The organism is Planotetraspora sp. GP83 (genome assembly GCF_041262585.1).
Classification (GTDB): domain Bacteria; phylum Actinomycetota; class Actinomycetes; order Streptosporangiales; family Streptosporangiaceae; genus JAOEGB01.
Genome location: NZ_JBGCBZ010000013.1, coordinates 26,453 through 52,345, shown reverse-complemented (window position 1 = coordinate 52,345; position 25,893 = coordinate 26,453). Strand labels below are relative to the sequence as shown.

25 protein-coding genes are annotated in these 25,893 nt (G+C 69.3%); 15 read left to right on the top strand and 10 right to left on the bottom strand.

Annotation, left to right across the window (positions count from 1 at the left end):
* Positions 1–43 precede the first annotated feature (43 nt).
* Entirely contained in the window at positions 44–334 is a 291-nt protein-coding gene (gene rpsF, locus ABH927_RS19330; RefSeq protein ID WP_261587788.1) for a 30S ribosomal protein S6, read from the bottom strand.
* 184 nt (positions 335–518) lie between these two features.
* On the opposite strand from rpsF, the gene ABH927_RS19325 reads away from it, so the two are divergent.
* A complete protein-coding gene (locus ABH927_RS19325) occupies positions 519–857 on the top strand; it encodes a hypothetical protein (RefSeq protein WP_370023725.1) in 339 nt (112 codons plus the stop codon).
* 120 nt (positions 858–977) lie between these two features.
* Here the strand turns inward: ABH927_RS19325 and ABH927_RS19320 are convergent, their stop codons facing one another.
* Positions 978–1,154, bottom strand: a complete 177-nt coding sequence (locus ABH927_RS19320; RefSeq protein WP_261587786.1) for a hypothetical protein — start codon at positions 1,152–1,154, stop codon at positions 978–980.
* Between the two features lie 158 nt (positions 1,155–1,312).
* Between ABH927_RS19320 and ABH927_RS19315 the strand changes: the two genes are divergently transcribed.
* A complete protein-coding gene (locus ABH927_RS19315; RefSeq protein ID WP_370023440.1) occupies positions 1,313–2,101 on the top strand; it encodes a deoxyribonuclease IV in 789 nt (262 codons plus the stop codon).
* Between the two features lie 49 nt (positions 2,102–2,150).
* Here the strand turns inward: ABH927_RS19315 and ABH927_RS19310 are convergent, their stop codons facing one another.
* From ABH927_RS19310 to ABH927_RS19300, 3 genes are all read right to left on the bottom strand, one after another.
* Positions 2,151–3,410, bottom strand: a complete 1,260-nt coding sequence (locus tag ABH927_RS19310) for a glycosyltransferase family 87 protein (RefSeq protein WP_370023438.1) — start codon at positions 3,408–3,410, stop codon at positions 2,151–2,153.
* Between the two features lie 172 nt (positions 3,411–3,582).
* Positions 3,583–4,890, bottom strand: coding sequence for a glycosyltransferase family 87 protein (locus tag ABH927_RS19305; protein ID WP_370023436.1), 1,308 nt, complete (start codon positions 4,888–4,890; stop codon positions 3,583–3,585).
* 136 nt (positions 4,891–5,026) lie between these two features.
* Positions 5,027–7,441, bottom strand: coding sequence for a transglycosylase domain-containing protein (locus tag ABH927_RS19300; RefSeq protein ID WP_370023434.1), 2,415 nt, complete (start codon positions 7,439–7,441; stop codon positions 5,027–5,029).
* A 225-nt stretch (positions 7,442–7,666) separates the two neighbouring features.
* On the opposite strand from ABH927_RS19300, the gene ABH927_RS19295 reads away from it, so the two are divergent.
* Both ABH927_RS19295 and ABH927_RS19290 read left to right on the top strand, forming a co-directional pair.
* Positions 7,667–7,795 (top strand): hypothetical protein, encoded by a 129-nt coding sequence (locus ABH927_RS19295; RefSeq protein WP_370023432.1) that lies wholly within the window; start codon positions 7,667–7,669, stop codon positions 7,793–7,795.
* A gap of 126 nt (positions 7,796–7,921) precedes the next feature.
* Complete coding sequence (locus tag ABH927_RS19290; RefSeq protein ID WP_370023430.1) at positions 7,922–8,137, top strand: hypothetical protein; 216 nt, start codon at positions 7,922–7,924, stop codon at positions 8,135–8,137.
* Positions 8,138–8,284: 147 nt separating this feature from the next.
* Here the strand turns inward: ABH927_RS19290 and ABH927_RS19285 are convergent, their stop codons facing one another.
* Positions 8,285–8,698 (bottom strand): DUF5318 family protein, encoded by a 414-nt coding sequence (locus ABH927_RS19285; protein WP_370023428.1) that lies wholly within the window; start codon positions 8,696–8,698, stop codon positions 8,285–8,287.
* Between the two features lie 125 nt (positions 8,699–8,823).
* On the opposite strand from ABH927_RS19285, the gene ABH927_RS19280 reads away from it, so the two are divergent.
* Together ABH927_RS19280 and ABH927_RS19275 are read left to right on the top strand one after the other, a co-directional pair.
* On the top strand, positions 8,824–9,456 hold the full coding sequence (locus ABH927_RS19280) for a helix-turn-helix transcriptional regulator (RefSeq protein WP_370023426.1): 633 nt from the start codon (positions 8,824–8,826) through the stop codon (positions 9,454–9,456).
* 35 nt (positions 9,457–9,491) lie between these two features.
* A complete protein-coding gene (locus ABH927_RS19275) occupies positions 9,492–10,571 on the top strand; it encodes an inositol-3-phosphate synthase (protein WP_370023424.1) in 1,080 nt (359 codons plus the stop codon).
* Between the two features lie 99 nt (positions 10,572–10,670).
* Here the strand turns inward: ABH927_RS19275 and idi are convergent, their stop codons facing one another.
* Positions 10,671–11,252, bottom strand: coding sequence for an isopentenyl-diphosphate Delta-isomerase (idi, locus tag ABH927_RS19270; protein WP_370023422.1), 582 nt, complete (start codon positions 11,250–11,252; stop codon positions 10,671–10,673).
* Between the two features lie 112 nt (positions 11,253–11,364).
* On the opposite strand from idi, the gene ABH927_RS19265 reads away from it, so the two are divergent.
* Positions 11,365–12,663: an MFS transporter gene (locus ABH927_RS19265; RefSeq protein ID WP_370023420.1), complete on the top strand. Its 1,299-nt coding sequence runs from the start codon at positions 11,365–11,367 to the stop codon at positions 12,661–12,663.
* 26 nt (positions 12,664–12,689) lie between these two features.
* Here ABH927_RS19265 and ABH927_RS19260 read toward each other — a convergent pair whose 3' ends face one another.
* A complete protein-coding gene (locus tag ABH927_RS19260) occupies positions 12,690–13,973 on the bottom strand; it encodes an adenosylmethionine--8-amino-7-oxononanoate transaminase (protein ID WP_370023418.1) in 1,284 nt (427 codons plus the stop codon).
* 31 nt (positions 13,974–14,004) lie between these two features.
* Positions 14,005–15,438, bottom strand: coding sequence for a CCA tRNA nucleotidyltransferase (locus ABH927_RS19255; RefSeq protein WP_370023416.1), 1,434 nt, complete (start codon positions 15,436–15,438; stop codon positions 14,005–14,007).
* Between the two features lie 134 nt (positions 15,439–15,572).
* Here ABH927_RS19255 and ABH927_RS19250 point away from each other — a divergent pair, with 134 nt between their 5' ends.
* The 8 genes from ABH927_RS19250 (at position 15,573) to trxA (ending at position 24,850) form a co-directional block, all read left to right on the top strand.
* On the top strand, positions 15,573–16,109 hold the full coding sequence (locus ABH927_RS19250) for an aminoacyl-tRNA deacylase (RefSeq protein ID WP_370023414.1): 537 nt from the start codon (positions 15,573–15,575) through the stop codon (positions 16,107–16,109).
* A 46-nt stretch (positions 16,110–16,155) separates the two neighbouring features.
* Positions 16,156–18,459, top strand: a complete 2,304-nt coding sequence (locus ABH927_RS19245; RefSeq protein WP_370023412.1) for a DUF6049 family protein — start codon at positions 16,156–16,158, stop codon at positions 18,457–18,459.
* A 60-nt stretch (positions 18,460–18,519) separates the two neighbouring features.
* Entirely contained in the window at positions 18,520–20,118 is a 1,599-nt protein-coding gene (murJ, locus tag ABH927_RS19240) for a murein biosynthesis integral membrane protein MurJ (RefSeq protein ID WP_370023410.1), read from the top strand.
* Positions 20,119–20,318: 200 nt separating this feature from the next.
* Positions 20,319–21,809 (top strand): protein kinase family protein, encoded by a 1,491-nt coding sequence (locus tag ABH927_RS19235; RefSeq protein WP_370023408.1) that lies wholly within the window; start codon positions 20,319–20,321, stop codon positions 21,807–21,809.
* An 8-nt stretch (positions 21,810–21,817) separates the two neighbouring features.
* A complete protein-coding gene (sigM, locus tag ABH927_RS19230) occupies positions 21,818–22,462 on the top strand; it encodes an RNA polymerase sigma factor SigM (RefSeq protein ID WP_370023406.1) in 645 nt (214 codons plus the stop codon).
* A complete protein-coding gene (locus ABH927_RS19225; RefSeq protein WP_370023404.1) occupies positions 22,452–23,363 on the top strand; it encodes an anti-sigma factor in 912 nt (303 codons plus the stop codon). The genes sigM and ABH927_RS19225 overlap by 11 nt, the downstream gene beginning before the upstream one ends.
* A gap of 150 nt (positions 23,364–23,513) precedes the next feature.
* Entirely contained in the window at positions 23,514–24,443 is a 930-nt protein-coding gene (gene trxB, locus ABH927_RS19220; protein ID WP_370023402.1) for a thioredoxin-disulfide reductase, read from the top strand.
* An 83-nt stretch (positions 24,444–24,526) separates the two neighbouring features.
* The gene (trxA, locus tag ABH927_RS19215) at positions 24,527–24,850 is read left to right on the top strand and encodes a thioredoxin (RefSeq protein WP_370023400.1); all 324 of its coding nucleotides are present in this window, start codon (positions 24,527–24,529) and stop codon (positions 24,848–24,850) included.
* A gap of 142 nt (positions 24,851–24,992) precedes the next feature.
* Here the strand turns inward: trxA and ABH927_RS19210 are convergent, their stop codons facing one another.
* Positions 24,993–25,610, bottom strand: coding sequence for a GNAT family N-acetyltransferase (locus tag ABH927_RS19210; protein ID WP_261587765.1), 618 nt, complete (start codon positions 25,608–25,610; stop codon positions 24,993–24,995).
* Between the last annotated feature and the right edge of the window lie 283 nt (positions 25,611–25,893).

Below are 25,893 nucleotides of genomic sequence, written 5' to 3'. Positions count from 1 at the left end.
AGTACGGCTACCGCCCGACAATTGGCCGGACTTCGCCGCACCGTCAGTGAAGCTCGGGGCGGATGACCTTGGTGCGGAGAATGCCCTCGTTCAGGTTGAGCTGACGGTCCAGCTCCTTGACGGTGGCGGGCTCGGCGCTCAGGTCCACGACGGCGTAGATGCCCTCGGACTTCTTGGCGATGTCGTAGGACAGCCGGCGGCGTCCCCAGACGTCGACCTTCTCCACGGTGCCGCCGTCATTGCGGACGACGCTGAGGAACTGGTCGAGCGAGGGCTGCACGGTGCGCTCATCGAGGGACGGGTCGAGGATGACCATCATCTCGTAACGACGCATGCGGAATCCAACCTCCTCTGGACTCTTGCGGTCACGACGCCTTGCCGTGACAGGAGGACACTGCGAAGGGACCCGGGCGGATTGCGCCCCGGCCCATATCAGACGCAGTCGAATAAGGCTATCAGGCACCTGGTTGTGCGAGGCCACGCGCGGCAAACTGGGAGGAAGAGAGGGGGTGACCGCGATGCGGCACGTCATCGACTCCACGGGAGGCGTTTCCGGCTCCGCGAAGGGCGGCCCTTTCCACTTCACGCTGAATACCGACGGCAGACGGCACCCGAAGGAGAACGCCCTGGCGATCTGCACGCTGGTCGTCGGGCTCGTGGCGTTCGTCACGGGATTCGTCGTCAGCGCGCACGTGATCGCGTCCTGCCTGGGGGCGATCGGGTTCTGCGGCGGTCTCTACGCACAGTACGTCTCGTCCACCACGGCGCAGCGCAGCCTCATCATCGTGGGCGTCGTGGCGTCGTTCGTCGGGGTGGCGCTGGGGATCGCGCACGGGGGGTTCGTCCCGAGGCCCTGACGCGACCCGGCAGAGCCGCGAGGACCCTCGTGGAACACCGGGGGTCCTCGCCGTCGTCTCGGGGTGGTCTCAGGGGCGCCGCGGACGTCGTGGGGTCGCCGGGGACGTCGCGGAAGGGGGTCAGCCTCCGATGTGCAGGTCCACGCCCAGGAGGACGAGGAACCAGAGGAAGATCGCCAGCAGGGCCTGGGCGATCTGCTTGAGGAGGGTCGGCGTCAGGTAGTGGTGCACCCAGGCCACGTAGAGTCCGACCAGGATGTAGATGAGTAACAGGAAGCTGCCCAGCCGATATCTCATGTTCGTCTCCTTGTATCATCGGCGCGCGGGTCTCAGGGCGTGCGACACAGCGACTGCCCGGCCGCGCCCTCTTGAAACGCTCTTGGAAGACGCCTAGGGTTCGCCTTTCGCCTGGGCAGCCTGGAAGCATGGCCAACGCCCGGAGGGATGGGGAAGAAGTGACATCACCGCAGCGACCACAGCGCATCGGGGCCCACGTCGACCAGGACGACCCGCTCGCCCACGCCGCGACGCGCGACGCCGACGTCGTGCAGTTCTTCCTGGGCGACCCGCAGGGGTGGAAGGGCCCGGTCATCCCCGCGTCGGCCGACGCCCTGCGCGCCTCGGACGTGGATGTCTACGTCCACGCGCCCTACGTCATCAACGTCGCGACCGCCAACAACCGGATCCGCATCCCCAGCCGCAAGCTGCTGGAGAGCCATCTGAAGGGCGCCGCGTCACTGGGGGCCAAGGGCCTGATCGTGCACGGCGGGCACGTCAACGCCGGAGACGACCCGCAGGCCGGGTTCGACAACTGGCGCAAGGTGTTCGAGCGCATGGAATGCCCCATCCCCGTGCTGATCGAGAACACGGCGGGCGGCGGCAACGCGATGGCGCGCAGGCTCGACCGGATCGCCCGTCTCTGGGACGCGGTCACGGCCGGAGCGCCGGACGCGTCGGTCATCGGGTTCTGCCTCGACACCTGCCACTTCCACGCGGGCGGCGAGGAGCTCCTCGGCGTCGTGGACCGGGTGATGGCCATCACCGGCCGGATCGACCTCGTCCACTGCAACGACTCGCGTGACGTCTTCGACTCGGGCGCCGACCGCCACGCCAACCTGGGCGCCGGCCAGATCGACCCGGAGCTGATCCTGGCCGTCTGCCGGGCGGCCGGGGCCCCGATCGTGGTGGAGACCCCCTTCGAGGGCCAGGCCGACGACATCGCGTTCCTGCGGAAGAACCTCTAGCCACAGGCGGTCGTCCACAGCCTGTGGATAAATCTCTGGATTGGCGAGCTCACAAAGTGGGTATTCGCACCGGACGCGCCGGCAGCTCCCCTGACCGGGTCCGGCGGCGGGTGCCGCGCCAGAGCTGGACGAACGAGACGACCGCGGCCGCGAGAAGCACGAGGTTGCGGGCCACCAGGACGAGGGTCCCCGGCAGGTCGCCCCGCCAGCTGTAGTCCTCCTCGATCCACGGGTACATGATCCCCGTGAGCAGCGTCGCCGCCAGGACGAGCCAGGCGGCCGGCCGCTGGCTGGGGCCGGGGCGGGTCCGCGGCAGGGTCAGCACCACGGCGGCGACGCCGACCACCCACACGAGATACTGCGGCGACAGCACCCTGCTGGTGACCACGAGAAAGAGCACCGCCGTGAGCGCCGCGTCATAGAACGACCTGGCGCTCGGCACGGCGAGGAGCCACCAGACGGCCAGCAGCCCGAGTGCCACGGGAGTCGCGACCAGGCTCAGCCGTTCGGCCGTCTCCACGCCGGTCCCCACGAGCTCCATCGCGCCGTGCTGGTAGTTCGTGAAGCCGCCCCACCACCCGAGGGCCCGCGCCAGCGCGAACGGAGTGGCGGCCAGCGACTCGACCTGGAGCCCCCGGTCGTGCTGTGCCGTCAGGAAGTCGAGCGCGTGCGGCATCACGAGGGCGGCGACGCCGCAGCCGGTCACGGCGATGGCCAGCATGGAGGCGGTGCCGGTGAGCAGCTCGCGCCAGCGCCGCAGGCCCACCAGGAGCGCGACCGGCCACACCTTGATGATCAGCCCGATCCCGACGAGCGACCCGCGCACGGCCGGATCGGTCGAGGCGGTCAGCGCCATGACCGCTACGAACGTGACCATCAGGTCATAGCGGGAGATCAGGAGAGGCCCCAGCAGCGCCGCGCCCACGGTCCAGGCCCACAGCCCCGTACGGCTCCCGCCCCCTCCACCCGCTTCACCGGCTTTTCCGGCTTTGGCGGCGAAGCGCCACAGCAGCAGCCAGATCCCGAGGTCGCAGAGCAGGGCGAGCACGTAGAAACTGACCCGGTAGTCCCACGGCAGCAGGTGAGGGGCCAGCATGGGCAGCGCGGCGAACGGCGGGTACTGCCACTTGTCATCGCCGTCGGGGAACTGGCCGCCCAGCAGGACGCCGGACCAGTCCCGGTAGAGCGAGACGTCGTTCTCGAAGGAGCCCGCGTGGCCGACGGGGATGATCTGCATCGCGGCGAGGAAGAGCGCCGCCCTCGTCAGCGCCCAGACCAGCATCGCCGGCAACGGCACCCTGTTTCGCACGTGAGGCCCTGCCCCCGCATCCCGCTCGTGCCTTCCGGAAGGCTCTCCGAAACCCCGCCTCAAGGCTATCGGTGTCAGGTGGCCCATGCGCCCAAGGGAAACGCGGCACCCAGGGGAAACGCCGGGCCCTGTGGAAAACCCGCGTCGGAGGCCGGTCGCCGTACGGGCCGGTTCACCTGGCGGCGGGGAGCAGGACGAGGCGGTCCGGCGCCTGGTCGAAGACCCCGCCCGACTGGTCGTCCACACCGCCCTGCCGTACGGTGTCCTGCTCCGGCCGGAGGACGTCTTTCACCACGAGCGCCATGAGGACGACGATCGTGATCAGCCGCGCCCATACCGACAGGAAGTAGGCCGTGTCACCGATGCCGAGGTTCGCGTGCTCGGAATCCCGGCCCACGAGGTAGAGCCAGATCGAGAAGAAGTACCAGCATTCGGCGATCTGCCAGGCCAGCAGCGCGCCCCACTTCGGCCTCGCCAGCACGGCGAACGGCACGAGCCACAGCACGTACTGCGGCGACCAGACCTTGTTGGTGATCATGAACGCGGCGAGGGCCAGGAAGCACAGCTGCATGAGGCGCGGCCTCTGGGGCGCCAGCAGCGCCAGCGCGGCCACTCCCAGCAGCAGCACGGCGAGCACCGCCATCGCCATGGTGTTCAGCGAGTCGGGGTCGGCGAGGAAGCCCCACTGCTTGGTCTGGAAGAAGTACCACAGGCCGCCCCAGTCGGCGCCACGCTCGCTGCTGAAGGCGTAGAACCGCTTCCAGCCCTCGAAGTTGATCACCATGACCGGCACGTTGACCACCAGCCACGTCAGCACCGCCGCACCGGCCGTCTTGAGGAACGGCAACCACTTCGCCGTGCGGACGGTCAGCAGGAACAGCGCCCCGAAGAACATCAGCGGGTAGAACTTCGTGGCCACGGCCAGCGCGAGCAGCGCTCCCGCGAGGTATTGCCGCTCCCGCGCCCACGCCAGCAGGCCGCCGAGGGCGAGGGCTCCGGCGGCCAGGTCCCAGTTGATGTACGCGCAGAGGATGACCGCCGGGCCGATGGCGTACCACAGGGCGTCCCAGCGCCGAGTGGGCCCGGCGAGGGCGGCCATGAGGAGGACACCCGCGACCAGCGAGACGCCCATCAGGATGACCGTGATGTCGTAGAACCGCACACCGTCCCCACCCGCGAGGCGGCGGGCGAACTCCATGATCCCGCCGATGCCGACCGGATACTCGACCGGATAGTCGACGTAGGGGATCTTGCCCTCGTTCAGGTGCTCGGCCCAGAACAGCGGATAGATGTCCGTGTAACAGAAGTTCGTGAACTGGCCGACCCCGGTGTTCCACACGCCGCCGAAACGGCAGGGCCATTTCCACAGGAAGGCGAGCACGGCGCCGAGGCCCGCGAGAAGCCCGAGAGGCAGGTACGGCACCGCCCTCTGGGCGACCGCGGACAAAGGGCCGGAAGCGTTCGTGGTCCGGGTCGTCATGGCAGGTATTGCATCACCGATGGACGGCGGCGCGCGACCTTCGGCCCAATAAAGCTTTCGTGTCCCTGCCGTCCCGTGCGGTGTCCGTGGACGTGAGCGGGCCCACGACTCCCATCGGCGTCGTGGGCCCGCACGATCACGACGTGGGTATTCCCCGCCGATCACCGGTCGCCACCGGTGTCGGAAGGGCGGCCGACGCCGGGGAGCCGTTCCCGCTGCCGTCGCCGTTGCTGCCGAACGGATCGCCGCCGTCGCCGAGGTCCACCTGGCACGACACGTCGCCCGGCTGGCACTCCTCACCGCCACCCGGGGGCGGGAAGTCGGTCGGGAAGATGTCCGACGGAGTCGGCGTCGGCGTCGGCGTCACGATGTTCTCCGGGGTGCCGATCCCGGCCTTGGCGGGGAACTGCTCCACCGGCTGCCCCGCGAGAGCCTCCATCATGAAGGTGCGCCAGATCGTGGTCGGAGCGTCGGCACCCTGGATGTTGCCCAGCGACACCTCGTAGGCCTTGCTGTAGGGATTGAGTTCGCTGTACTTGGTGTTCCTCTTGCCGTCGCTCCAGGGACAGTTCGAGAATTCCGGTTGGACGACCTTGCCGCTCTTGGTCCGGCACTCTTCGCGGTACATACCGACAGCAGTGGAAATCTGTGGGGTGAAACCGACGAACCAGGCTTCCTTGTTGTCGTTGTTGGTACCGGTCTTGCCGGCGGCCGGGCGGCCGATGCCCCTTCCGGCGGCCGTACCGACCTTGAGGACCTGCTCCATCGCGGTCACGGCGTCGGCCGCCGACTCCGGAGCGATCACCTGCCTGAGGGCCTTCTTCTCCGGAAGGACGACGGTCTTGCCCTGCCGTACCTCCTGGATGACGTGGTAGTCCGCGTGCTTGCCCTCGTTGGCGAAGATCGAGTAGCCCGCGGCCTGCTCGACCGGCGTGACGCCGACACTGCCGATCGCCAACTGGTAGCCGTGGCCGTTGTCTTTGTTGACACCATTCTTGTCATCGTCCAGAGCCTGCTTACTGATCCCGGCTGATTCGGCGATTGACCTGACGTCGTCGAGTTTGCCCGGCAAGGCGTACGCCATGGAGGCGAAGGCCGTGTTGATCGAGTGGGCGGTGGCGTAGGTGACGTCGATCGCAGCCGGGACGCGCTCGCCGTTGGTGATCTTCGTGGTGCCTGGCAGCTCTTCGGGCTTCGTCTTGTTGCCGGGCACCCAGCTGTTGAGGCTGTAACCCGCCTCAAGCCAGGCGGCGAGCACGTAGGGCTTGAAAGCGGACGCCGCCTGCTTTCTCGACTGGAAGGGCTCGTTCCAGGGGTCCTTGAGGTAGTTGCTGCCCCCGTAGAAGGCCACCACACGGCCATTCCGGGGATCCACCGCCGCGAGACCCGCGTGGAACTCCTTGGACATACCTGAGGTCGTGCTCACCACGGCCTTCTTCGCGACCTGCATGAGCTTCTTGTCGAACGTGGTGATGATCTTGTATCCGCCGCTCCTGACCTGGGGAGGGAAGATGCCACGGGTCTTCAGCTCCTCGTAGGCCTGGATGACCATGTAGCCCTTGAGGCCGCCGAAGACGTTGCTGTTGTTGTCCGGAACGGTTTTCGGGAACTTCGCCGTGCTGGGCAACTGGCCGTACTTCTGCGGGTTCAGGATCGCCATGGCGTTGACGACGTCCTTGAACCGGCCCTGAAGCTGAGGAGCGTCCGCCGCCAGGCTGGGCGTCTGGACGCGGGCGGCGAGGTAGGCCCCCTGCGCCTCGTTGAGCTGGTCGACGTGCTTGTGGAAGTAGGCCATGGCCGCCGCCTCGATGCCGTAGGCACGGCCGAAGTTGACGGTGTTGAGGTACTGCTCAAGGATCTTGTCCTTGGTCATCGACTTGTCGAGCTTGACCGCGACGAAGATTTCCTTGAACTTTCGCTTGATCGAAACTTCCTGGCTCAGGCCGTCGTAATAATTCCGCGCCATTTGCTGGGTAATCGTCGAAGCGCCCTGCAACTGCTGACCAGTCGCCGTCATCCACACCGAGCGGAGCATGCCCGGGATGGAGATTCCCGCGTCCTCGCGAAACGTCCTGTTCTCGATCGCGATGACCGCGTCCTGGACGTGCGGTGGAACCTTCTTGATATCAACGATCACACGGGGAGTGCCAAGACGGGCGATGACGGTCTTGCCGTCGTTGTAGTAGAGGACGCTGCCCTGCGCGAGGGCATCGGCCTGCGTGGCGGTCGGCAGTGGAGTGTTCGCGTAGGCGACCCAGATCATGCCGAACAGGCCTGCGACGATCACGGTGAAGCCCGCCACGACGATCTTCCAGCTGGGGATGAAGCGCTTCCAGCCGCGCCGGCGGGGCTCTTCGTCCTCGAAGTCACGCGGATCACGAGGGCCGCGCCCGCCCGGGCCGCCCGGGCCGCCCGGTCCACCAGGACCGTCGGGGCCTCCAGGTCCGCCGGGGGCGCCACGGCCCCGGCCCCGGCCACCGCGGCCCGGCTCGGGCCTGCGGCGCCGGCCACCCGAGGGGCCCCCTGAGGGCATCGCCTCGGTGTTCTGCACGTCCTGATCGCGGCGGAAGCCGTCCTTGGGCGCCGCGAGCGCCTGCGTACGGTCCCCCGGCCCAGCAACGCCGCCAGGAATACCAGGACCGCCGGCTCCGCGAGGGGCGTCGGGTCCACCGGGGCCACCGGGGCCACCGGGGCCACCGGGGCCACCGGGGTTGCCGGGACCTCCCGGGCCGCCGGGGCGGGCGCCGTAACGGGGACCCCGGGCCGGACCGGGCTCATGCCCGAGGCCGGACTGACGCGGATCGGGCTGGCGGGGGTCGGGCTGACGCGGATCGGGCTGCCGGGAGTCGAGTTGGCGGGGGTCTGGACGGTGTCCCGAGCCGGGCTGCGATGCGCCGGGGCCTGACGGGGGCACCGCGCCCATCGAGGCCGTGTCCTCGAACGCGGCGGCGTCCCTACGGCGGGGGTCCGGCGCGCCCTGACGTCCGGAACGGGGATCCTGCGCGGCCTGCCGTACGGGGCCGGGGGCGGCGTGCGGAGGCTGGCCCTGCTGGGGACCCAACGGCTGGCCCTGCTGCGGACCCGACGGGCGGCCCTGTTGCATGCCCTGGTGTGGGCCCTGCTGGGCGGGAGGACGGCCCCATCCGGCCGGGGCCTGCTGACCGGCGACCGGGTCCCGGTGGTCCCCGCGTTCTCCGTACTCATCCGCTTCCTGGGGCGTGCGACGGCGGCGCCCAGGGCGGGCTGATCCACCGGAGCCCGAGGAGTCCTCGGGACGGCCGGTCGGCTCCGGTCCGTAGCTGCTGTAAGTCACGCGTCCTCGTTAGGTGATTGGGGGTGTCGTCGACATCGGTCGGCAGGCCGGTGAGCGTACCTCCTGGAGCAGAAAGCCGCCCTAAACGGAGGAGCCCGGGGGATCGCCTGTGCCAGTGCCAGTGCCTGTGCCTGTGCCTGTGCCGAGGACGAACGAGACCGCCAGGTGGTTCCAGGAACAACCTTGGCAGACCTCCACCACGTAGACCCTGAATTCGCCGTATTCCCGAGCCATCTCGGCGAGGTCAGCCGTGGTTTTCACCCGGCCGGCGAACCGTCCTAATTCGTCCCCGTACACGTATGTGACGTTGGTCACGTTCCGGCGCTCACAGATGGGGCAGTTGCGCTCAGTCGGCTCGCCGTGGAATCGGGCCGCACGCAGCAGATAGGGGTGAGCGTCGCAGACATCCCGCGCCGTCATGTGGCCGGAGCGGATCGACTGGATCGCCGCCCGCTTGGCGAGGCCGTAGTCCACGACCGCCCGCTGTGACCACATACGGCCAGATTACGACTGTTTGCCAATTCTTGCCCAACGGTTGACACGTTGCGCGCTATGACAGGCCGACGTATCCTGCAGATGTATCGGGTCGATACATCGGTCAGACACAGGAGGTGGTTCCAGTGACGGGCTCTCGTGGAGGTGTGCTGGAGCTCGCCGTCCTGGGATCGCTGCACGAGACGCCGCTGCACGGTTACGAGCTGCGTAAACGGCTCAACACCCTGCTCGGGATGTTCCGTGCGTTCTCCTATGGCTCGCTGTACCCCTGCCTCAGGGGACTCCTCAACGACGGCCTCATCGTTGAGGAGGAGCCTCCACAGGACACGGTCATCGGCCGCCGGTCGAAGATCGTGTACAAGCTGACCGCGGAGGGCAAGGAGCGGCTGCAGGAGCTTCTGACGCAGGCTGGTCCGTCCGCCTGGGAGGACGAGAGCTTCGGCATCCACTTCGCCTTCTTCCGCCACACGGAGGCGGAGGTGCGGCTGCGCATCCTCGAAGGCCGCCGCAGCCGCCTGGAAGAGCGCCTCGAAGGTGTCCGTACGGCTCTCGCCCGCACGCGGGAGCGGCTGGACAGCTACACCCTCGAGCTCCAGCGCCACGGGCTGGAGTCGGTCGAGCGTGAGGTCCGCTGGCTGAACGAGCTGATCGACTCCGAGCGGCGGAGCACCACGACTCCGCGCCAGGCGGATAAAGAACCGGGCGCAACCGGCCCGGACGCCGCGCAAGCCGTACAGGAAAGAAACTCAGAGGGCTGAGACGCCCGAGGCGGATAGGTAAAGGAGCGGGTGCGATGGGTTCGGTGCGCGTAGCCATCGTTGGTGTGGGTAACTGCGCCGCGTCGCTGGTGCAGGGCGTCCACTACTACAAGGACGCAGATCCGGGCAGCAGAGTGCCGGGCCTGATGCACGTCCGGTTCGGCGACTACCACGTCGGTGACGTGGAGTTCGTGGCCGCTTTCGACGTGGACGCCAAGAAGGTCGGCCGCGACCTCTCGGAGGCCATCGTGGCCTCGGAGAACAACACGATCAAGATCTGTGACGTGCCGCCGCTCGGTGTCACCGTCCAGCGCGGTCCGACGTTCGACGGTCTGGGCGAGTACTACCGCGAGATCATCGAGGAGTCCGACGAGCAGCCGGTCGACGTCGTCCAGGCGCTCAAGGACGCGCGGGTCGACGTCCTCGTCTCCTACCTGCCGGTGGGATCGGAGGAGGCCGACCGGTTCTACGCCCAGTGCGCCATCGACGCCCGGGTCGCCTTCGTCAACGCGCTTCCGGTCTTCATCGCGTCCGACCCCGAATGGGCCGCCAAGTTCGCCGAGGCGGGGGTCCCGATCGTCGGCGACGACATCAAGTCGCAGGTCGGCGCGACCATCACCCACCGCGTGCTGGCCAAGCTGTTCGAGGACCGCGGCGTGGAGTTGCTGCGCACCTACCAGCTCAACTTCGGCGGCAACATGGACTTCATGAACATGCTGGAGCGCAAGCGCCTGCAGTCCAAGAAGATCTCCAAGACGCAGTCGGTGACGTCCCAGATCCCGCACGAGATGGCCAAGGCCGACGTGCACATCGGCCCGTCCGACCACGTGCCGTGGCTCGACGACCGCAAGTGGGCCTACGTCCGCCTGGAGGGCAGGTCCTTCGGCGACACCCCGCTCAACCTGGAGTACAAGCTGGAGGTCTGGGACTCGCCCAACTCCGCCGGCATCATCATCGACGCCGTCCGCGCCGCCAAGATCGCCCTCGACCGGGGCATCGGCGGGCCGCTGCTGTCGCCCTCGTCCTACTTCATGAAGTCGCCGCCGGAGCAGTACTCCGACGACGCCGCCCGCGAGGCCGTCGAGAAGTTCATCCGCGGCGAGGTCGAGCGCTAGGCCGTTCGTTACCGCCGTACGAATGGGTGCGGCGTGAACACATATGGTGCCCCGGCTCACCGCCGAGCCGGGGCACTCGGCTGTCCGGTGTCGCTTCGCCTATCGTGCCGCGGGCGGCAGGTCGGCCGGGTCGGCCACCGGCCAGGCGAGCGGATCCGGGCCCAGCGCGACGAGCAGCGGCACCTGGAGGCGGGCCCACGGGGAGATGTCCATCTCCCCGGCCAGCACCAGGTCGGCGAACTGCTTCCACGGGATCCACCGGACCGCGTCCACCTCGTCGGAGTTCGGCGCGGCGTCGCCCGCGACGACCGCCCGGTAGACGGGGCACAGCTCGTGCTCCATGACGCCGTTGTCCATGACGGCCTGATAGGAGAAGCGCGGCAGCACCAGGTCGACGGAGTCGACGCGCAACCCGAGCTCGAAGGACAGCCGGCGGATCACCGCCGAGGCCATGGGCTCGCCGGGCAGCGGGTGCCCGCAGCAACTGTTGGTCCACTCGCCCGGCCACGTGAGCTTGTGCCCCGCGCGCTGCGACAGCAGCAGGCGAGCGTCCTCGTCGAAGACGTAGCTGGAGAACGCCAGATGTAGCGGCGTCTCCACGCCGTGCACCGTGGACTTGGGAGCGGTGCCGATCGGGTTTCCCTCGCCGTCGACCAGTACGACATGTTCGTCAGAGGTCACGTATCCGAGAGTAACTGATCATGTGCGTTACGGAAGGCAGACGCGCGTGCTCAGGGGTGTGCCAGGGTGATTCCCGATGTTCACCGATGATCGGGCCGCGTAGGCTGTCGCCGTGTCCTTCGTCTCCGATCTGCGTGTGGTCCTCGAAGGCCGGAACTTCCGGCGACTGTTCGCCACCCGCCTGGTCTCGCAGTTCTCAGACGGGATCTTCCAGTTCGCGGTCGCCGGCTACGCCTTCTTCAACCCGGAGAGGCAGACCACGGCCACGGAGATCGCCGCCGGCATGGCCGTGCTGTTCCTGCCGTACAGCGTTCTGGGGCCTTTCGCCGGGGTCTTCATCGACCGCTGGTCTCGGCGGCAGATCCTCGTCGTCGCCCCGATCGTGCGGGGGACGCTGTTGCTCGTGGCGGCCGGTCTCGTGGCCGCCGGGGTGTCCAACGGGGTCTTCTACGCTGCCGCGCTGGGCGTCCTCGGCGTGAACCGGTTCTTCCTGGCGGCTCTCGGGGCGTCGCTTCCCCATGTCGTGCCCACCGACCGGCTCATGATCGCCAATGCTGTGACGCCCACGTCGGGCACGGTCCTCACGTTCGTCGGCGCGGGCACGGGCTTCCTGCTGCGCGAGCACCTCTTCGGGGCCGGCACGAGCGGGACCGCCTTGCTGCTGGTCTGCTCCGGGCTCGTCTTCGGGGTGACCCCGCTGATCGCGAGGACGATGGAGCGGTCGTTGCTCGGCCCGGCGTACGATCCCGCGCTTCCCCAGGCCCGCGAGGCCGTACGGCACGTGCTGAGCGGCCTGGCCGACGGGGCCAGGCACATCGTGCACCGCCGGTCGGCGGCCGCGGCGCTGGGTGGCATGGCGACCCACCGCCTGCTGTACGGAACGTCGGTGGCGGCCGTGGTGATGCTCTACCGCTACTACTTCACGACCGACGCCGAAGCCGCGCTCAAGGGGATCGCGCTCGTGCTGGCCACCTCGGGCACGGGCTACTTCGTGGCGGCGCTCGTCACCCCATGGGCCACCGAGCGGTTCCGCATCGAGAACTGGATCCCCGCGATGCTGGCCACGTGCGGGGTGCTGGAGTTCGTGCTGTGCGCGACCTTCCAGCCGTGGGCCTTCATGGTCGCCGGGTTCGTGCTCGGCGTGGCCGGCCAGAGCGTCAAGATCTGCGCGGACACCGTCGTGCAGCGCGACGTCGAGGACGCCTACCTGGGCCGGGTGTTCTCCCTCTACGACATGCTCTTCAACGGCATGACGGTGCTCGGGGCGGTGCTGGCGGCGGTGCTGCTGCCGCCGAACGGCAAGTCCTACCTGGCGCTCGGCGTGATCGCGGCGGGCTACCTGCTGGGCGCTCTGACCTACCGGCTCGTCGTTCCCACCGCCGCCAGGCAGCCCGCCGTCGCGACGGACTGAGCGCCGGGTGCTCAGAAGGTGGGTGCTCAGAGGGCAGCCGCGGCGGCCGTCATGGCGTCGGTGATCCTCTCGATGTCGCCGGGCTCGCAGGCGTAGGGCGGCATCGTGTAGATCAGGTGGCCGAACGGCCGGAGCCAGACGCCCCGCCCCATCACGATGTCCTGAATTTTCGGGACATCTACTGGCTCTTTGGTCTCGATCACGCCGATGGCGCCGAGCACGCGGACGTCCTTCACGCCCGGCATGCGGGCGGCCTCCGCCAGGCCGTCGAGCAGCCCGGCCTCGATCCGCTTGACCTCGTCCCGCCAGGGGCGCTCGGACAGCAGCTCCAGCGAGGCGCCCGCCACGGCGGTCGCGAGCGGGTTGCCCATGTAGGTCGGCCCGTGCATCAGGACGCCGATCGCCTCGGCCACCTCGTCGGTGCACAGAGTGGCCGCCAGCGTCATGTATCCGCCGGTCAGGGCCTTGCCGACACACATGATGTCGGGACGGATCCCCGCGTAGTCGCAGCCGAACATCTCCCCCGTGCGGCCGAAGCCGGTCGCGATCTCGTCGGCGATCAGCAGGATGCCGTGCTCGTCGGCCAGCTCCCGCAGCCGCCGGAGGTAGACGGGGTGGTAGAAGCGCATGCCCCCGGCCCCTTGCACCACCGGCTCCACGATGATCGCCGCCAGCTCGCCCGCGTTGGCCGCGACGAGGGCGTCCAGCTCATCGAGGTAACCGGCGTCGTGAGCCGCCTCAGAGCCGTGCCAGGCGGGGGGCAGGGGCGCGAAGACGTGTTTCGGTAGCACCCCGGAGTACAGGTGGTGCATGCCGTTGACCGGGTCGCAGACCGACATCGCGCCGAACGTGTCGCCGTGGTAGCCGCCCCGCACGGTGAGCAGCTTGGATCCCCGGCCCGTGGCGGCGCCGTGCTGGACGGCCATCTTGATCGCGACCTCGACGGCCACGGAGCCGGAGTCCGCGAGGAAGACTCGGCCGAGCCCGGTCATCTCGGCGAGCGTCCGCGACAGCCGTACGGCCGGCTCGTGGGTGAGGCCGCCGAACATGACGTGGGCCATGGCGTCGAGCTGGTCGCGGATCGCCTGGTTGAGCCGGGGGTGGTTATAGCCGTGGATGGCCGCCCACCACGAGGACATGCCGTCCACGAGCTCACGGCCGTCGGCGAGCGTCAGCCGCACCCCTTCGGCGCGGCGGACGGCATGGACGGGAGCACCGGAGGACACCGCCGCGTAGGGATGCCAGACGTGCTCGCGATCCAGCCGAATGATCTCGTCACCATCCACACCCCCACCATAGGTGCTGATCACTCAGAGACCATCTCGGGGAATCCGTGCATGATCACGGGAGGTCGTGGGTGCTGGCCCACTTCAGCAGGGCCTCCCGGGCGGCCTCCTTGCCGATCAGACCCTCGTCCATGCGGATCTCCAGCATGTGCTTGTACGCCTGGCCGATCATCGGGCCCGGGGGGATGCCGAGGATCTCCTGGATCTCGTTGCCGTCGAGCTCCGGGCGGATCTTGGCCAGCTCCTCCTCCTCGGCCAGCCGGGCGATGCGCTCCTCCAGTTGGTCGTACGTCTGGGATAGCGCGGCCGCCTTCCGCTTGTTCCGAGTCGTGCAGTCCGCCCGGGTGAGCTTGTGCAGCCGTTCCAGCAGATGCCCGCCATCCCGGACGTATCGCCGGACGGCGCTGTCCGTCCACTCCCCGGTGCCGTAGCCGTGGAACCGCAGATGCAGCTCGACCAGCCGGGACACGTCGGACACGACGTCCTTGGGGAACTTGAGCTCGGCCATCCGCTTCTTGGCCATCTGCGCCCCGACCACCTCGTGGTGGTGGAACGAGACCCGCCCCCCCGGCTCGTTGCGGCGCGTCTTCGGCTTGCCGATGTCGTGGAGCAGCGCGGCCCAGCGGAGCACCCGGTCCGGGCCGGAGGTCTCCAGCGCGATCGCCTGTTCCAAGACGATCAGCGTGTGCTCGTAGACGTCCTTGTGCCGGTGGTGCTCGTCGATCTCCAGCCGGAGCTTGGGCAACTCGGGCAGCACGTGGGCCGCCAGCCCGGTGTCCACGAGCATCGTCAGCCCCTGACGCGGCCACGCGCCCCCGATCAGCTTGTCGAGCTCGTCGCGGATCCGCTCGGCGGAAACGATCTCGATGCGCCCGGCCATCGCCCTCATCGCCGCGATCGCCTCCGGGGCGACCGTGAACCCGAGTTGCGAGGCGAACCTGGCCGCGCGGAGCATCCGCAGCGGGTCGTCGTCGAACGACTGCTCGGGCGTCCCGGGGGTCCGCAGCACCTTCGCGGCGAGGTCGGGGAGCCCGCCGTACGGGTCGACGAACTCGTGGCCGGGCAGGCGCACCGCCATCGCGTTGACCGCGAAGTCGCGGCGGGCGAGATCGCCCTCCAGCGTGTCGCCATACGCCACCTCGGGCTTGCGCGACGCGGGGTCGTACGACTCGCTGCGATAGGTGGTGATCTCCAGCAGCCGGCCGCCCTTGCGGACGCCGACCGTGCCGAAGTCGATCCCGATCGTCCAGATGGCGTCCGCCCAGTCCTTGACGATCTCCAGCACGCGCTCGGGGGCGGCGTCCGTGGTGAGGTCGAGATCGTTCCCGATGCGGCCGAGGAAGACGTCGCGTACGGAGCCCCCGACCAGGGCCAACTCATGCCCGCGGGCCGCGAACAACTCGCCGAGCTCGTCGGCCACGGGGGCGATCCGACGGAACAGGTCGTTGACGGCGCGCTGCTGGCTGTCGCTCAGATTTGAAACGGACAAGGCTGGGTAGGTCCTTCGGTCACGGAACAGGTTCTCCCCCGATGCGTCTGGTGTCACCTAGGGGAGATACACACCTAGCGATCACCAGGCTACGGTCAGTTCGGGGGCGCTGGACGACGCAAGGAGCACACGAGATGAAGAACGCCCTCGCGATTCACCGCTGGCTCCTCGCCCACCAGATCCACCATGAGATCGTACGTCTTTCTCGTCCGTTGACGTGCTCGGACGAGTTGCCGGAGGTTCTGGGCGTCGCACCGGAGACCTGCGTGTGCGTTTCGGTCTTCGAGGTGCCGCTGCGGGGCGGCAGGCAGCCCGTGGCCGTGGTGAGCGCCGTGAACAGCCCGCCGCGAGCGGCCGTCGTCAGCGCCCTGCTCCGCGCCCCCCAGGCACGGCCCGCGCCCGCCTTCACGGTCAACTCGGCCACCGACTACGCGGACGGTCTGGTCTGCCCGATCCTGCTACCCGACGATCTCACCGTTCTCGTGGACCAGCGCCTGATCGACGACCTCGACCCCGACGAGATCGTTCACACCGCCACGGGCGAGCGCCGGACGGCCCTGCGGCTGCGCGCCCTGCATCTGTTCTCCCTGATCTCCGCCAAGCCGGTCGACCTCACGGCTCCCCCGGTTCGGGGCGCGGCGAGCCTCGCCCGTCCAATGCGGACGGCTTAGGCCATAGCATTCTGGGCGTGCGCCGTACCTCACCCCTGGCCCGCACATGATCTGTAAGGCCGCTCTGCTGACCCTGATGACCGCAGCCCTGCTCGCCCCCCCGAGCATGGCCGGTACGGCTGTCGCGGCCCCGGGACGTGTGGTCGCAGTGGCCGCGGCTCCGGCGGAGCCCCTCCTCGTGGAGCAGATCACCCCGGAGGTCACGAACGAGCCCGCCACACCGATCACGATCTCGGGAACGGTCACGGGCAGGCCGCAGGCCCTTGTCGAGGTCCGGATCCTCTACTCGCGAGGCCAGCCGTTCCGGCTCCGCTCCGACATGGAGAGCTTCGCGGCGGAGGACGGCGCCCTCCCCCTGTCGTGGATTACGAAGGTGCCGGCCACTCCGGTCGACCAGTCGGGAAAGCTGCCTTTCCAGTTCACCGTGACGCCGCAGGATCTCGGCATGTCGCGGCTCGGGGTGTATCCCCTCGCCATCGAGGCGCTCGACGCCACGACCAAACAGCGCATCGCGATCGAGCGGACCTTCCTGCCGTACGTCCCCAAGGGCGAGCCGGTCCCCAAGGTCAAGCTGGCCCTCGCGCTGCCGATCGTGGACCGGCCGCACCGCGCGGACGACGCGACCTTCATGGACGACGATCTCCGCACGTCGGTCGCCTCCGGCCGCCTCGCGCAACTGCTGAAGCTCGCCCAGAGGGCGGACAAGAACGTCACGTGGTTCGTCGACCCGGCTCTGCTCGAGGACGCCCGCCAGATGTCGGCCGGGCCGTACACCGTGTGGAGCGACGACAGCGGCGAGCGGAAGACGGCCGACGCCGGGGCCGGGCAGTGGCTCGACGGCCTGCGCACGGCTCTCGCGGGCAAGCACGTGGTGGCGACGCCGTACGCCGACCCGGACATGGCCGCGCTCGTCCACAACGGGCTGGACGCGCCGGCGGTCGCGGCCCTGCAGCGCGGCGCGGCGGTGGCCACCGGGCTGCTCGGCCGGGAGATCGGGACCTCGACGGCGTGGCCGGCCGGCGACACGATCGACCGTGACGCGATCGACGAGCTGGCGACGGCCGGGGTGACGTCCGTGGTGCTCTCCGGCGACGCGCTCCCCCCCGCCTCTCCCCCGGCCTCGCATGACCTCGCGACGGCCGACCCGGCCGCCGGGGCCGCCGCGACGGAGGCGGCGACCGGCCTCGACACCGTCTCCGGACGGATCACGGCGCTGCTCGCCGATCCGGTGCTGAGCCAGATCCTCAGCGGCGAGGTCTCCGCGCCGGGAAGCGCGACCATCGCCCGGCAGCGGTTCCTCGCCGAGACCGCCATGCTCGCCTTCGAGCAGCCGAATCAGACAGGTCAGACAGGTCAGACAGGTCAGCCGGGCCGGCCCGGCCGGCAGCTCCCGCAGGGTCAGAGTGTGCGGCACGCCGCCCGGACGGTCGTCGCGGCGCCCACGACGCGGCTCTGGAACCCCGATCCCGCCTTCCTCTCGGCGCTGCTCCAGTCGACGTCGAGCGCCCCCTGGCTGCGGCTCACCTCGCTCGACTCGGTCAGGCCGCCGCGGTCTCCGGCGCCGCGGGCGGACCTGGTGTACACCGAGCGCGACCGGCAGGCCGAGCTGGGCCGCTCCTACCTGAGCAGCGTGCGCAAGCTCGGCCGCAAGGCCGACGCGGCGGCGACGATCACCAAGGAGCACACCCAGCTCTTCCACGACGCCATCCTCAGGCTCACCTCGGCGTCGTGGCGGGGCGACACCAAGCGGGCCGGCGCCTACGTCCTCCGGGTCGAGGCCGCGATCGACGACCGCATGGACGACGTGTCGGTCATCGACACCCCGCGCGCGGTCGCGGGCGCCAACGGCCAGGTGCCGGTGAGCGTGGCGAACAACCTGGACAAGGACATCGTCATCAAGATCCGGGTCACCTCGGACAACACGTCCCGGGTGGCGATCGACGTCCCGGGAGGGGCGTACGAGACCGACCAGATCACGGTCCTGAAGGCGCGCAGCCAGCTCGTGAACGTGCCGGTCACCGTACCGGGCGGCGGTGGCGAGGCGACCATCGCCATCCAGCTCCTCACGGGCGAGGACAAGCGGTACGGCAAGCCCGTGCACGTCACCGTCCGCGCCACCGGCTACACCGGGATCGCCCTCGTCATCGTCGGAGCCGCTCTCACGATCATGCTGGCGGCGGTGGTCATGCGGATGCTCCGCCGCCGATCCCGGAAGTCCTTCCCGTTCAGCCCGGCGCAGCCGGCCCCCCAGCCGGCCCCCCAGCCCGAGCCCGGGGGCGAGCCCGAGCTCGGCGACCTCCCCGGCGCCCGTGCCGTACCGGTCGAGCGCGGGGAGACGCCGCCCGCGTAGTTTGGACCACCCGAGGAGGCTGCCCGTTCACTCCGGGCCGCCGCGAGCTGAAGGAACAACATGAGCAGGATGCTGCGGGCCAGCGCGATCATGGCGGCCGGCACGATGGTCTCGCGGCTCACCGGTTTCCTGCGTACGGCGGTGCTCGCGGCGGCGATCGGCACGCTGGCGCTCGGCGACGCGTACAACGCGGCCTACCAGATCCCGTTCATCCTGTTCGACCTGCTGATCGGCGGCGTGCTGAGCAGCGTGATCGTCCCCATGATCGTGCGCGCGCAGAAGCGCGACCCGGACGGCGGCAAGGCCTTCGAGCAGCGCCTGATGACACTGGCGATCGTCGTGCTCACCGCGATCGCCGCGATCGGCGTGCTGCTCGCCCGGCCGATCATGGAGCTCTACACGGCCGCCAACTGGACGCCGCACAAGCTCGACGTGGCCACCACACTCGCGCGGTTCATCCTGCCTCAGATCGCCTTCTTCGGGGTCGGGGCCATGGCGGGGGCGATCCTGAACACGCGGGACAGGTTCGCCGCCCCGATGTGGGCGCCCGTGCTCAACAACGTCGTCGTCATCGGCATCGGCATCGCCTACTGGGCCGTCGGCTCCTCCAGCATCGACGAGGTCACCGGCCGCGACCTGGCGCTGCTCGGCGCCGGCACCACGGCGGGGATCGTGGCCCAGGCGCTGGTCCTGGTCATCGCGCTGCACCGGGCCGGCTTCCGGTTCCGCCTGCGGTTCGGGGTGCGCGACACCGGCCTGGGCGAGGCGGGCAGGACGGCCGCCTGGACGTTCGTGTACGTCGGCGTCACGCAGCTCGGGTTCTGGGTCACCACCAAGCTCGCCACCGGCGCGGGCGAGCGGGCCCCCGGCGCGGGGAACAGCGCCTACGCGTACGCCTTCCAGCTCTTCCAGCTCCCGTACGGGATCATCGCGGTGTCTGTGATCACCGCGATGCTGCCCAGGATGAGCAGGTTCGTCCACGACGGGGAGCTCGGCTCGGCCCGGTCGGAGTTCGCCTCCGGCGTGCGGCTCGTGGCGGCGGCCATCGTCCCGGCGGGGCTGCTGCTGCTGGTCCTCGGCCCGGCGGTCACCACGCTGATCTTCTCGTGGGGCCACATGACGCCGGAGAACGCCCGCTACATCGGCAACGTGCTCCAGGTCTTCGGCCTCGCGCTCGTGCCGTTCTCGATCTTCCAGCTCCTGCTGCGGATCTTCTACAGCTTCGGCGACACGAAGACCCCGGCCGTCATCGCCGGAGTCAACGTAGTGATAAACGCGACTTTGAGCCTCGTGGCGTATTTCATCCTTCCGGCTCGCTACATCGTCATCGGCCTGGCGTTCGCCTTCACGATCACCTACGTCATCGGAAGCGGCGTGGCGTGGGTCCTGGCGAGCCGGAAGGTCGGCGGCCTCGGCGGCCGCGACGTGGCGTCCGGGCTGTCGCGGATGTACGTCGCGGCGATCCCGGCGGCCGTCCTCGCACTGGCCGTACTATGGCTGACCAGGGAGATCACCGAGATAACCGCGTTCAGCTCCGCTGTCGTGCTGGCGGTCGGCGGGGGGCTCGGCCTGGCGCTGTACATGCTGACGGCCCACCGGATGCGGGTCCCCGAAGTGAGCTCCATCATTGGACTCGTCACAAGCCGGGTAGGACGATAAGAGTCCTCAAGAGTGACCAGAAGCGGAAGCTAACCCAAAAAGTCCGATTCGGACGTCTTCGATCGGGAAGGCGGGCAGGACCGGCACGGCACTAGCATGGTCGCCTAGAGTTCGACCGGCGAGCGGAAGCGGGAAGGCGTGGGCGAAACCACCCGGCATCGGCTGATGCATGCCGATCGGCCGCGGATTGAGGCGGCCCCATGAGTATGTCCACAGTCGAACCAGGCACCCGGCTGGCGGACCGCTTCCGTCTGGAGGACCGGGTCAACGAGTCCGGCGGTGCGACGCTCTGGAAGGCCATCGACGAGATCCTCGCCCGGCCGGTCGCGGTCCACACCTTCAGCCCCGAATTCCCCCGCGTCGACGAGGTCGTGACCGCCGCGCGCTCGGCGAGCCGCCTCACCGATCCCCGCCTGACCCAGGTCTTCGACGCCGCCGACGAGGACGGCACGGCCTACGTGGTGAGCGAGTGGGTCAGCGGCGAATCCCTCCTCGACCTGCTGGCCGCCGGGCCCATCGAGCCCGAGCGGGGCGCCGCCCTGGTGGCCGAGGCCGCCGAGGCGCTCGCGCACGCCCACGCGGCCGGGCTCATCCACCTGAACCTGAACCCCGGCCGCCTCGTCTGGACGTCCGGCGGGACCGTCAAGCTGCTCGGCCTCGCGGTGGACGCCGCGATCCTCGGCCTGTCCAGCGACGAACCCGCCCGGGAGGACGCGGAGGGCCTGGGCCGCCTGCTGTACGCCGCGCTCACGGGCCACTGGCCCGGCGACGTCGACTGCGGGCTTCCCCCCGCGCCGCTCGACGACGGCAAGGTCTGCACGCCGCGCCAGGTCAGGGCGGGAGTGCCCGGCTATCTCGACGCCATCGCCTGCCGCGCGCTGCTGCAGGAGGCCCGGCGGGGCCAGCCACCGCTGGCGACCCCCGCGGACGTCGCGGAGGCGCTCTCCGAGGTGCCTCGCCCCGCACCCGCTCCGGCGTCGGCCACACCGCCCGCGCTCAACCTGCGATCCGAGGCGCCGGACACGATGGCCCCCGGCGCCATCCCCATGCCCCAGACCATGCCCAACCGGCCCGCCCCGCATCCCCAGACAGGGGCCGCGAGCAAGGTCCTCCTGACGATCATCGTCCTGCTCGTCATGGCCGCGGTCGGCGTCAGCGCGTGGACCGTGGGCAAGAGCCTCGGAAACAACCCGAGGACGACGGAGACCACCGTGGCCTCGCCGTCGGCGTCGCACAAGCCGGTGACCGTCAAGCCCACCAGCGCCACAGGCTTCGACCCCCTGGGCGACGACAAGGCGGAGAACCCGGACATGGCCGCCCTCGCCATCGACGGCAAGTCCTCCACCGACTGGCACACCGACACCTATCAGAGCCCGGAGCTCGGGCGGCTCAAGGACGGCGTCGGCCTCATCCTCGACATGGGCAAGCCGGTCCCGATCGCCAACGTGGTCGTCTCGCTGGCCGACACGGCGGGATCCGACGTGGAGCTCAAGGTCGGCGACGTCGCCGATCTCGCCTCGCTCAAGACCGTGGCCAAGGCCGACAACGCGTCCCGTACGGTCACACTCACGCCGTCCAAGGCCACAACCGGTCAGTACGTTTTGATCTGGTTCACACGTCTGCCCCCCTATGAGGCGAAGTATCGTGGCACCATCTACGACGTAACGGTGCATTCCCCAGGATCGGCATAGCAGGCCTTGTGAACTCCCCACCAGAGAATCCCCCAACGGCTGAGCACGCCGCGCGGTCGGCGCTGACAGATGCCGATCTTCTGACCCGCCACATCGGCGGCGATCCGCACGCGTTCAGCGAGATCGTCAAGCGCCACCGCGACCGCATGTGGGCGGTCGCCCTGCGGACGCTCGGCGACCCGGACGAGGCGGCCGACGCCGTGCAGGACGCCTTCGTATCGGCCTACCGGAAGGCCGAGAGCTTCCGTGGCGAGGCCGCCGTCACCACGTGGCTCCACCGCATCGTGGTCAACGCGTGCCTGGATCGGATGCGCCGCAAGACCGTGCGGCCCGTCGCCGACGACGAGCTGATGGAGGCCGCCGAGCGGGACACCCCGACGGCCGACCAGACCGGCGACCGCGAGGTCTCCATGGAGGTCACGGCCGCGCTCAAGCTCCTGCCCGCCGACCAGCGAGCGGCTCTCGTGCTGGTCGACATGATGGGCTACTCGGTCGAGGACGCGGCCACCGTGCTCGGCGTCCCCGCCGGAACCGTCAAGAGCCGATGCGCCCGCGGACGGGCGAAACTTGTTCCGATTCTTTCGCATCTGCGGAACCGATCAGACCTCACTCGCGTCTCATCCGCGAAGGGAGCAGAACTTCGTGACGGGTGACACGCACTACGACCTGGAGATTCTCGCCGAGCTTGCAGAGGGCCTCCTTGACGACGCCACGGCCCGGCAGGTCCGCGAGCATCTCGCGATCTGCGATCCCTGTGGGGAGAGCCTTGCCGACCTGGCGGCGGTTCGCGAGGTCCTCGCGGCGATGCCGGTGCCGGCGATGCCTCTCGGCGTCGCCATGCGCATCGACCGCGCGCTGGCCGCCGAAACGACCCGCTCGCTTGGCGAGCACGATCCGGAGGGCCGTCGCGACGGCGGGCTCCGTGTCGCCGAGGCGCCCGACTGGGACCGCATCATGCAGGACTCCCCCTGGGAGACCGCACCCGACCCGGCCCCCGACCTCGCACCGGTCTCCCTGGGCGTGGTCGCGGACGACGGGACGATCGTGACGCCGGTCAGGCGGAAGAAGGGGTCCCGCCGGCGCCTCTGGGCGATGCCGGTCGCCGCTGCCGCGGCAGCGGCCGTCGTCATCGGCGGCGCGGGACTGGCCACCAGCCTGATCTCGGCGGGCGGCCCGCAGTCGCCGTCCGTGGTGGGAGCGGGAGGCCCGAGCATCGCCCCTTCCAAGACGGAGCTGAAGGGGCGGGTCTCCTACTCGGTCTACGCGAGCGGCCACAACTACACCACTCGCGAGCTGAGCGGGCCGCTGCTGGGCTACTTCGGCGTCGCGCCCGGCTCGTGGACCAACGACGACCAGGACCTCGACAAATGCGTCAAGCGGTTCTCCAGCCAGCTCGACCGCAAGCCGATCGGCGTCGACAAGGCCCTCTACAACGGCAACGAGGCCACGATCATGGCCTTCTGGGAGGACAAGACCATCAACGCCGTGCGCGTGGTGGTCGTGGACTCCGACTGCAAGAGCCTGCGTTCGCAGGGCCTCGCCACGTGGCGCTGACGGGACGCGGCAGCCGTACGCACTGATCGAACGAAGCCCCTCAGGCGACCCGCCCGGGGGGCTTCACCGTGTCCGCATGTCGGGGGGGAATCCCCAACGCCTAGGATCTGTTGACGCGACTGCACACACCGCATCGGGAAGGCGATTCCGTTGAGCGACGTCCGTAACGTGATCATCATCGGGTCGGGGCCGGCCGGCTACACGTCGGCCGTCTACTCGGCGCGTGCCGACCTCAAGCCGCTCGTGTTCGAGGGGTCGGTGACCGCCGGCGGCGCCCTCATGAACACCACGGAGGTGGAGAACTTCCCCGGCTTCCCCGACGGCATCATGGGGCCGGACCTGATGGACAACCTGCGCAAGCAGGCGGAGCGGTTCGGAGCCGAGCTGGTCGCCGACGACGTGATCGAGGTCGACCTCGAGGCCAACCCCAAGGTCGTGAAGACCCACACCGGCACGTTCTACGGCAAGACCGTCATCCTGGCCACCGGGTCGGGATACCGCGAGCTGGGCCTGGAGAACGAGAAGCGCCTGTCCGGCCGCGGCGTGTCGTGGTGTGCCACGTGTGACGGCTTCTTCTTCCGCGACCAGGACATCGTGGTCGTCGGCGGCGGCGACACGGCGATGGAGGAGGCCACCTTCCTGACCCGGTTCGCCCGGTCGGTCACGGTCGTCCACCGCCGGAGCGAGCTGCGCGCCAGCAAGATCATGCAGGACCGCGCATTCGCCAACGAGAAGATCCGCTTCCTCTGGGACAGCGAGGTCGTCGACATCCAGGGCGACGCCCGCGTCACCTGCGTGCGCGTCCGCAACGTCAAGACCGGCGAGGAGACCGAGCTCCCCGTCACGGGACTGTTCGTCGCGATCGGCCACGAGCCGCGCACCGAGCTGGTCAAGGGCCAGGTCGCTCTCGACGATGAGGGCTACATCCTCGTGGAGGCGCCCACGACCCGGACCAACGTCGACGGGGTCTTCGCGGCGGGCGACGTCGTCGACCATATCTACCGGCAGGCCATCACGGCCGCCGGCACGGGGTGCTCCGCGTCGCTCGACGCCGAGCGCTGGCTCGCCAGCCGAGGCTGACCGGAGCTGCCTCGGGGGCTGACCGGGAATGCGGGGGCCGCCCCCGCGGTTACACCGACCACACAGAGCTAGGGGAGAAAACCTTGGGCGCCATCAAGAGCGTGACCGACGGCAACTTCGAGGCCGAGGTCCTCAAGAGCGACAAGCCGGTCCTCGTCGACTTCTGGGCGGAGTGGTGCGGGCCGTGCCGCCAGGTCGCGCCGATCCTGGAGGAGATCGCGAACGAGCACGCGGAGAAGCTGACCGTGGTCAAGCTGAACATCGACGAGAACCCGTCGGTTCCGCGGGACTACAACGTACTCCAGATCCCGACGCTGAACGTCTACAAGGGTGGAGAGGTCGTGAAGCAGATCATCGGCGCCAAGCCGAAGGCGATGCTGCTCCGCGAGCTCGAGGGCATCATCTGACGCCCCCTGCGGCACGCGAGCCGTACCACCGCCTTCCCGGCGGCACCCCACCCAACGGAAAACCCCCCGCGCTCCGGCACGGGGGGTTTTTCACGATAGGCCCCCTCAGATGGCCCCCTCAGATAGGCCCCCTCAGATGGCCTCAGACGGGCCGCAGGGCTCGCTCGGGGGACATCGACCCGAGGAGCCGCTCCAGGGCCACCTCGACGTCCTCACGCCAGGAGACGGCCGTCTTGAGCTCCAGGCGGAGCCGGGGGAACCGCAGATGCGGGCGCACCGTCTTGAACCCGACGGACAGCAGGTATTCGGCCGGCATGACGCAGCTCGGCTGCTCCCATTTCAGGTCGCCGAACGCCTCGATCGCGCGGACGCCCCGGCGGGTCAGGTCCTTCGCGACGCCCTGCACGAGCATCCGGCCGAGCCCTCCCCCGGAGAACTCGGGGATAATGTGCGCCGTCATCAGCAGCACGGCGTCCGAGCTCACCGGTGAGGTCGGGAACGCGATCGAGCGCGGCACGTAGAGCGGCGGCGCGTAGAGCACGAAGCCCGCCGCCACCCCGTCGACATAGGCAATCTTCCCGCAGCTCCCCCACTCCAGGAGCGTCCCGGAGATCCACGCCTCCTTCTCCAGCCCCGGATCACCGGCCTGTACGGCCCGCTCGCCGCTGACGGGGTCGAGCTCCCAGAACACGCAGCGTCTGCATCGGCGTGGCAGGTCGTCGAGGTTGTCGAGAGTGACATTGGCCAGCCGACGCGACACGTGATGCCCCAATCCCCGCCAGGAGTCCTGCCAGAAAAGCGCGCGAATACGGCGTCTCCAGCTCGCATCGTAACTCAGGGAGAGGTCACAGGTCGGCCGCCACAGCGTTCATCTGGCCCTGTTTCCCCGGCCGTCCGCGCCGTATCACAGGGCGCTGCGTCCCCACTAATGGCATGGAGCCGCAAGAACGGAGGCCCTTCATCGTCAAGGGCCTGCTGTGATCGGCGTGGCGCGCTACCGTACTCTGGATTTCTCGGCTATGTGATCGGAGGTGGACCGTGTC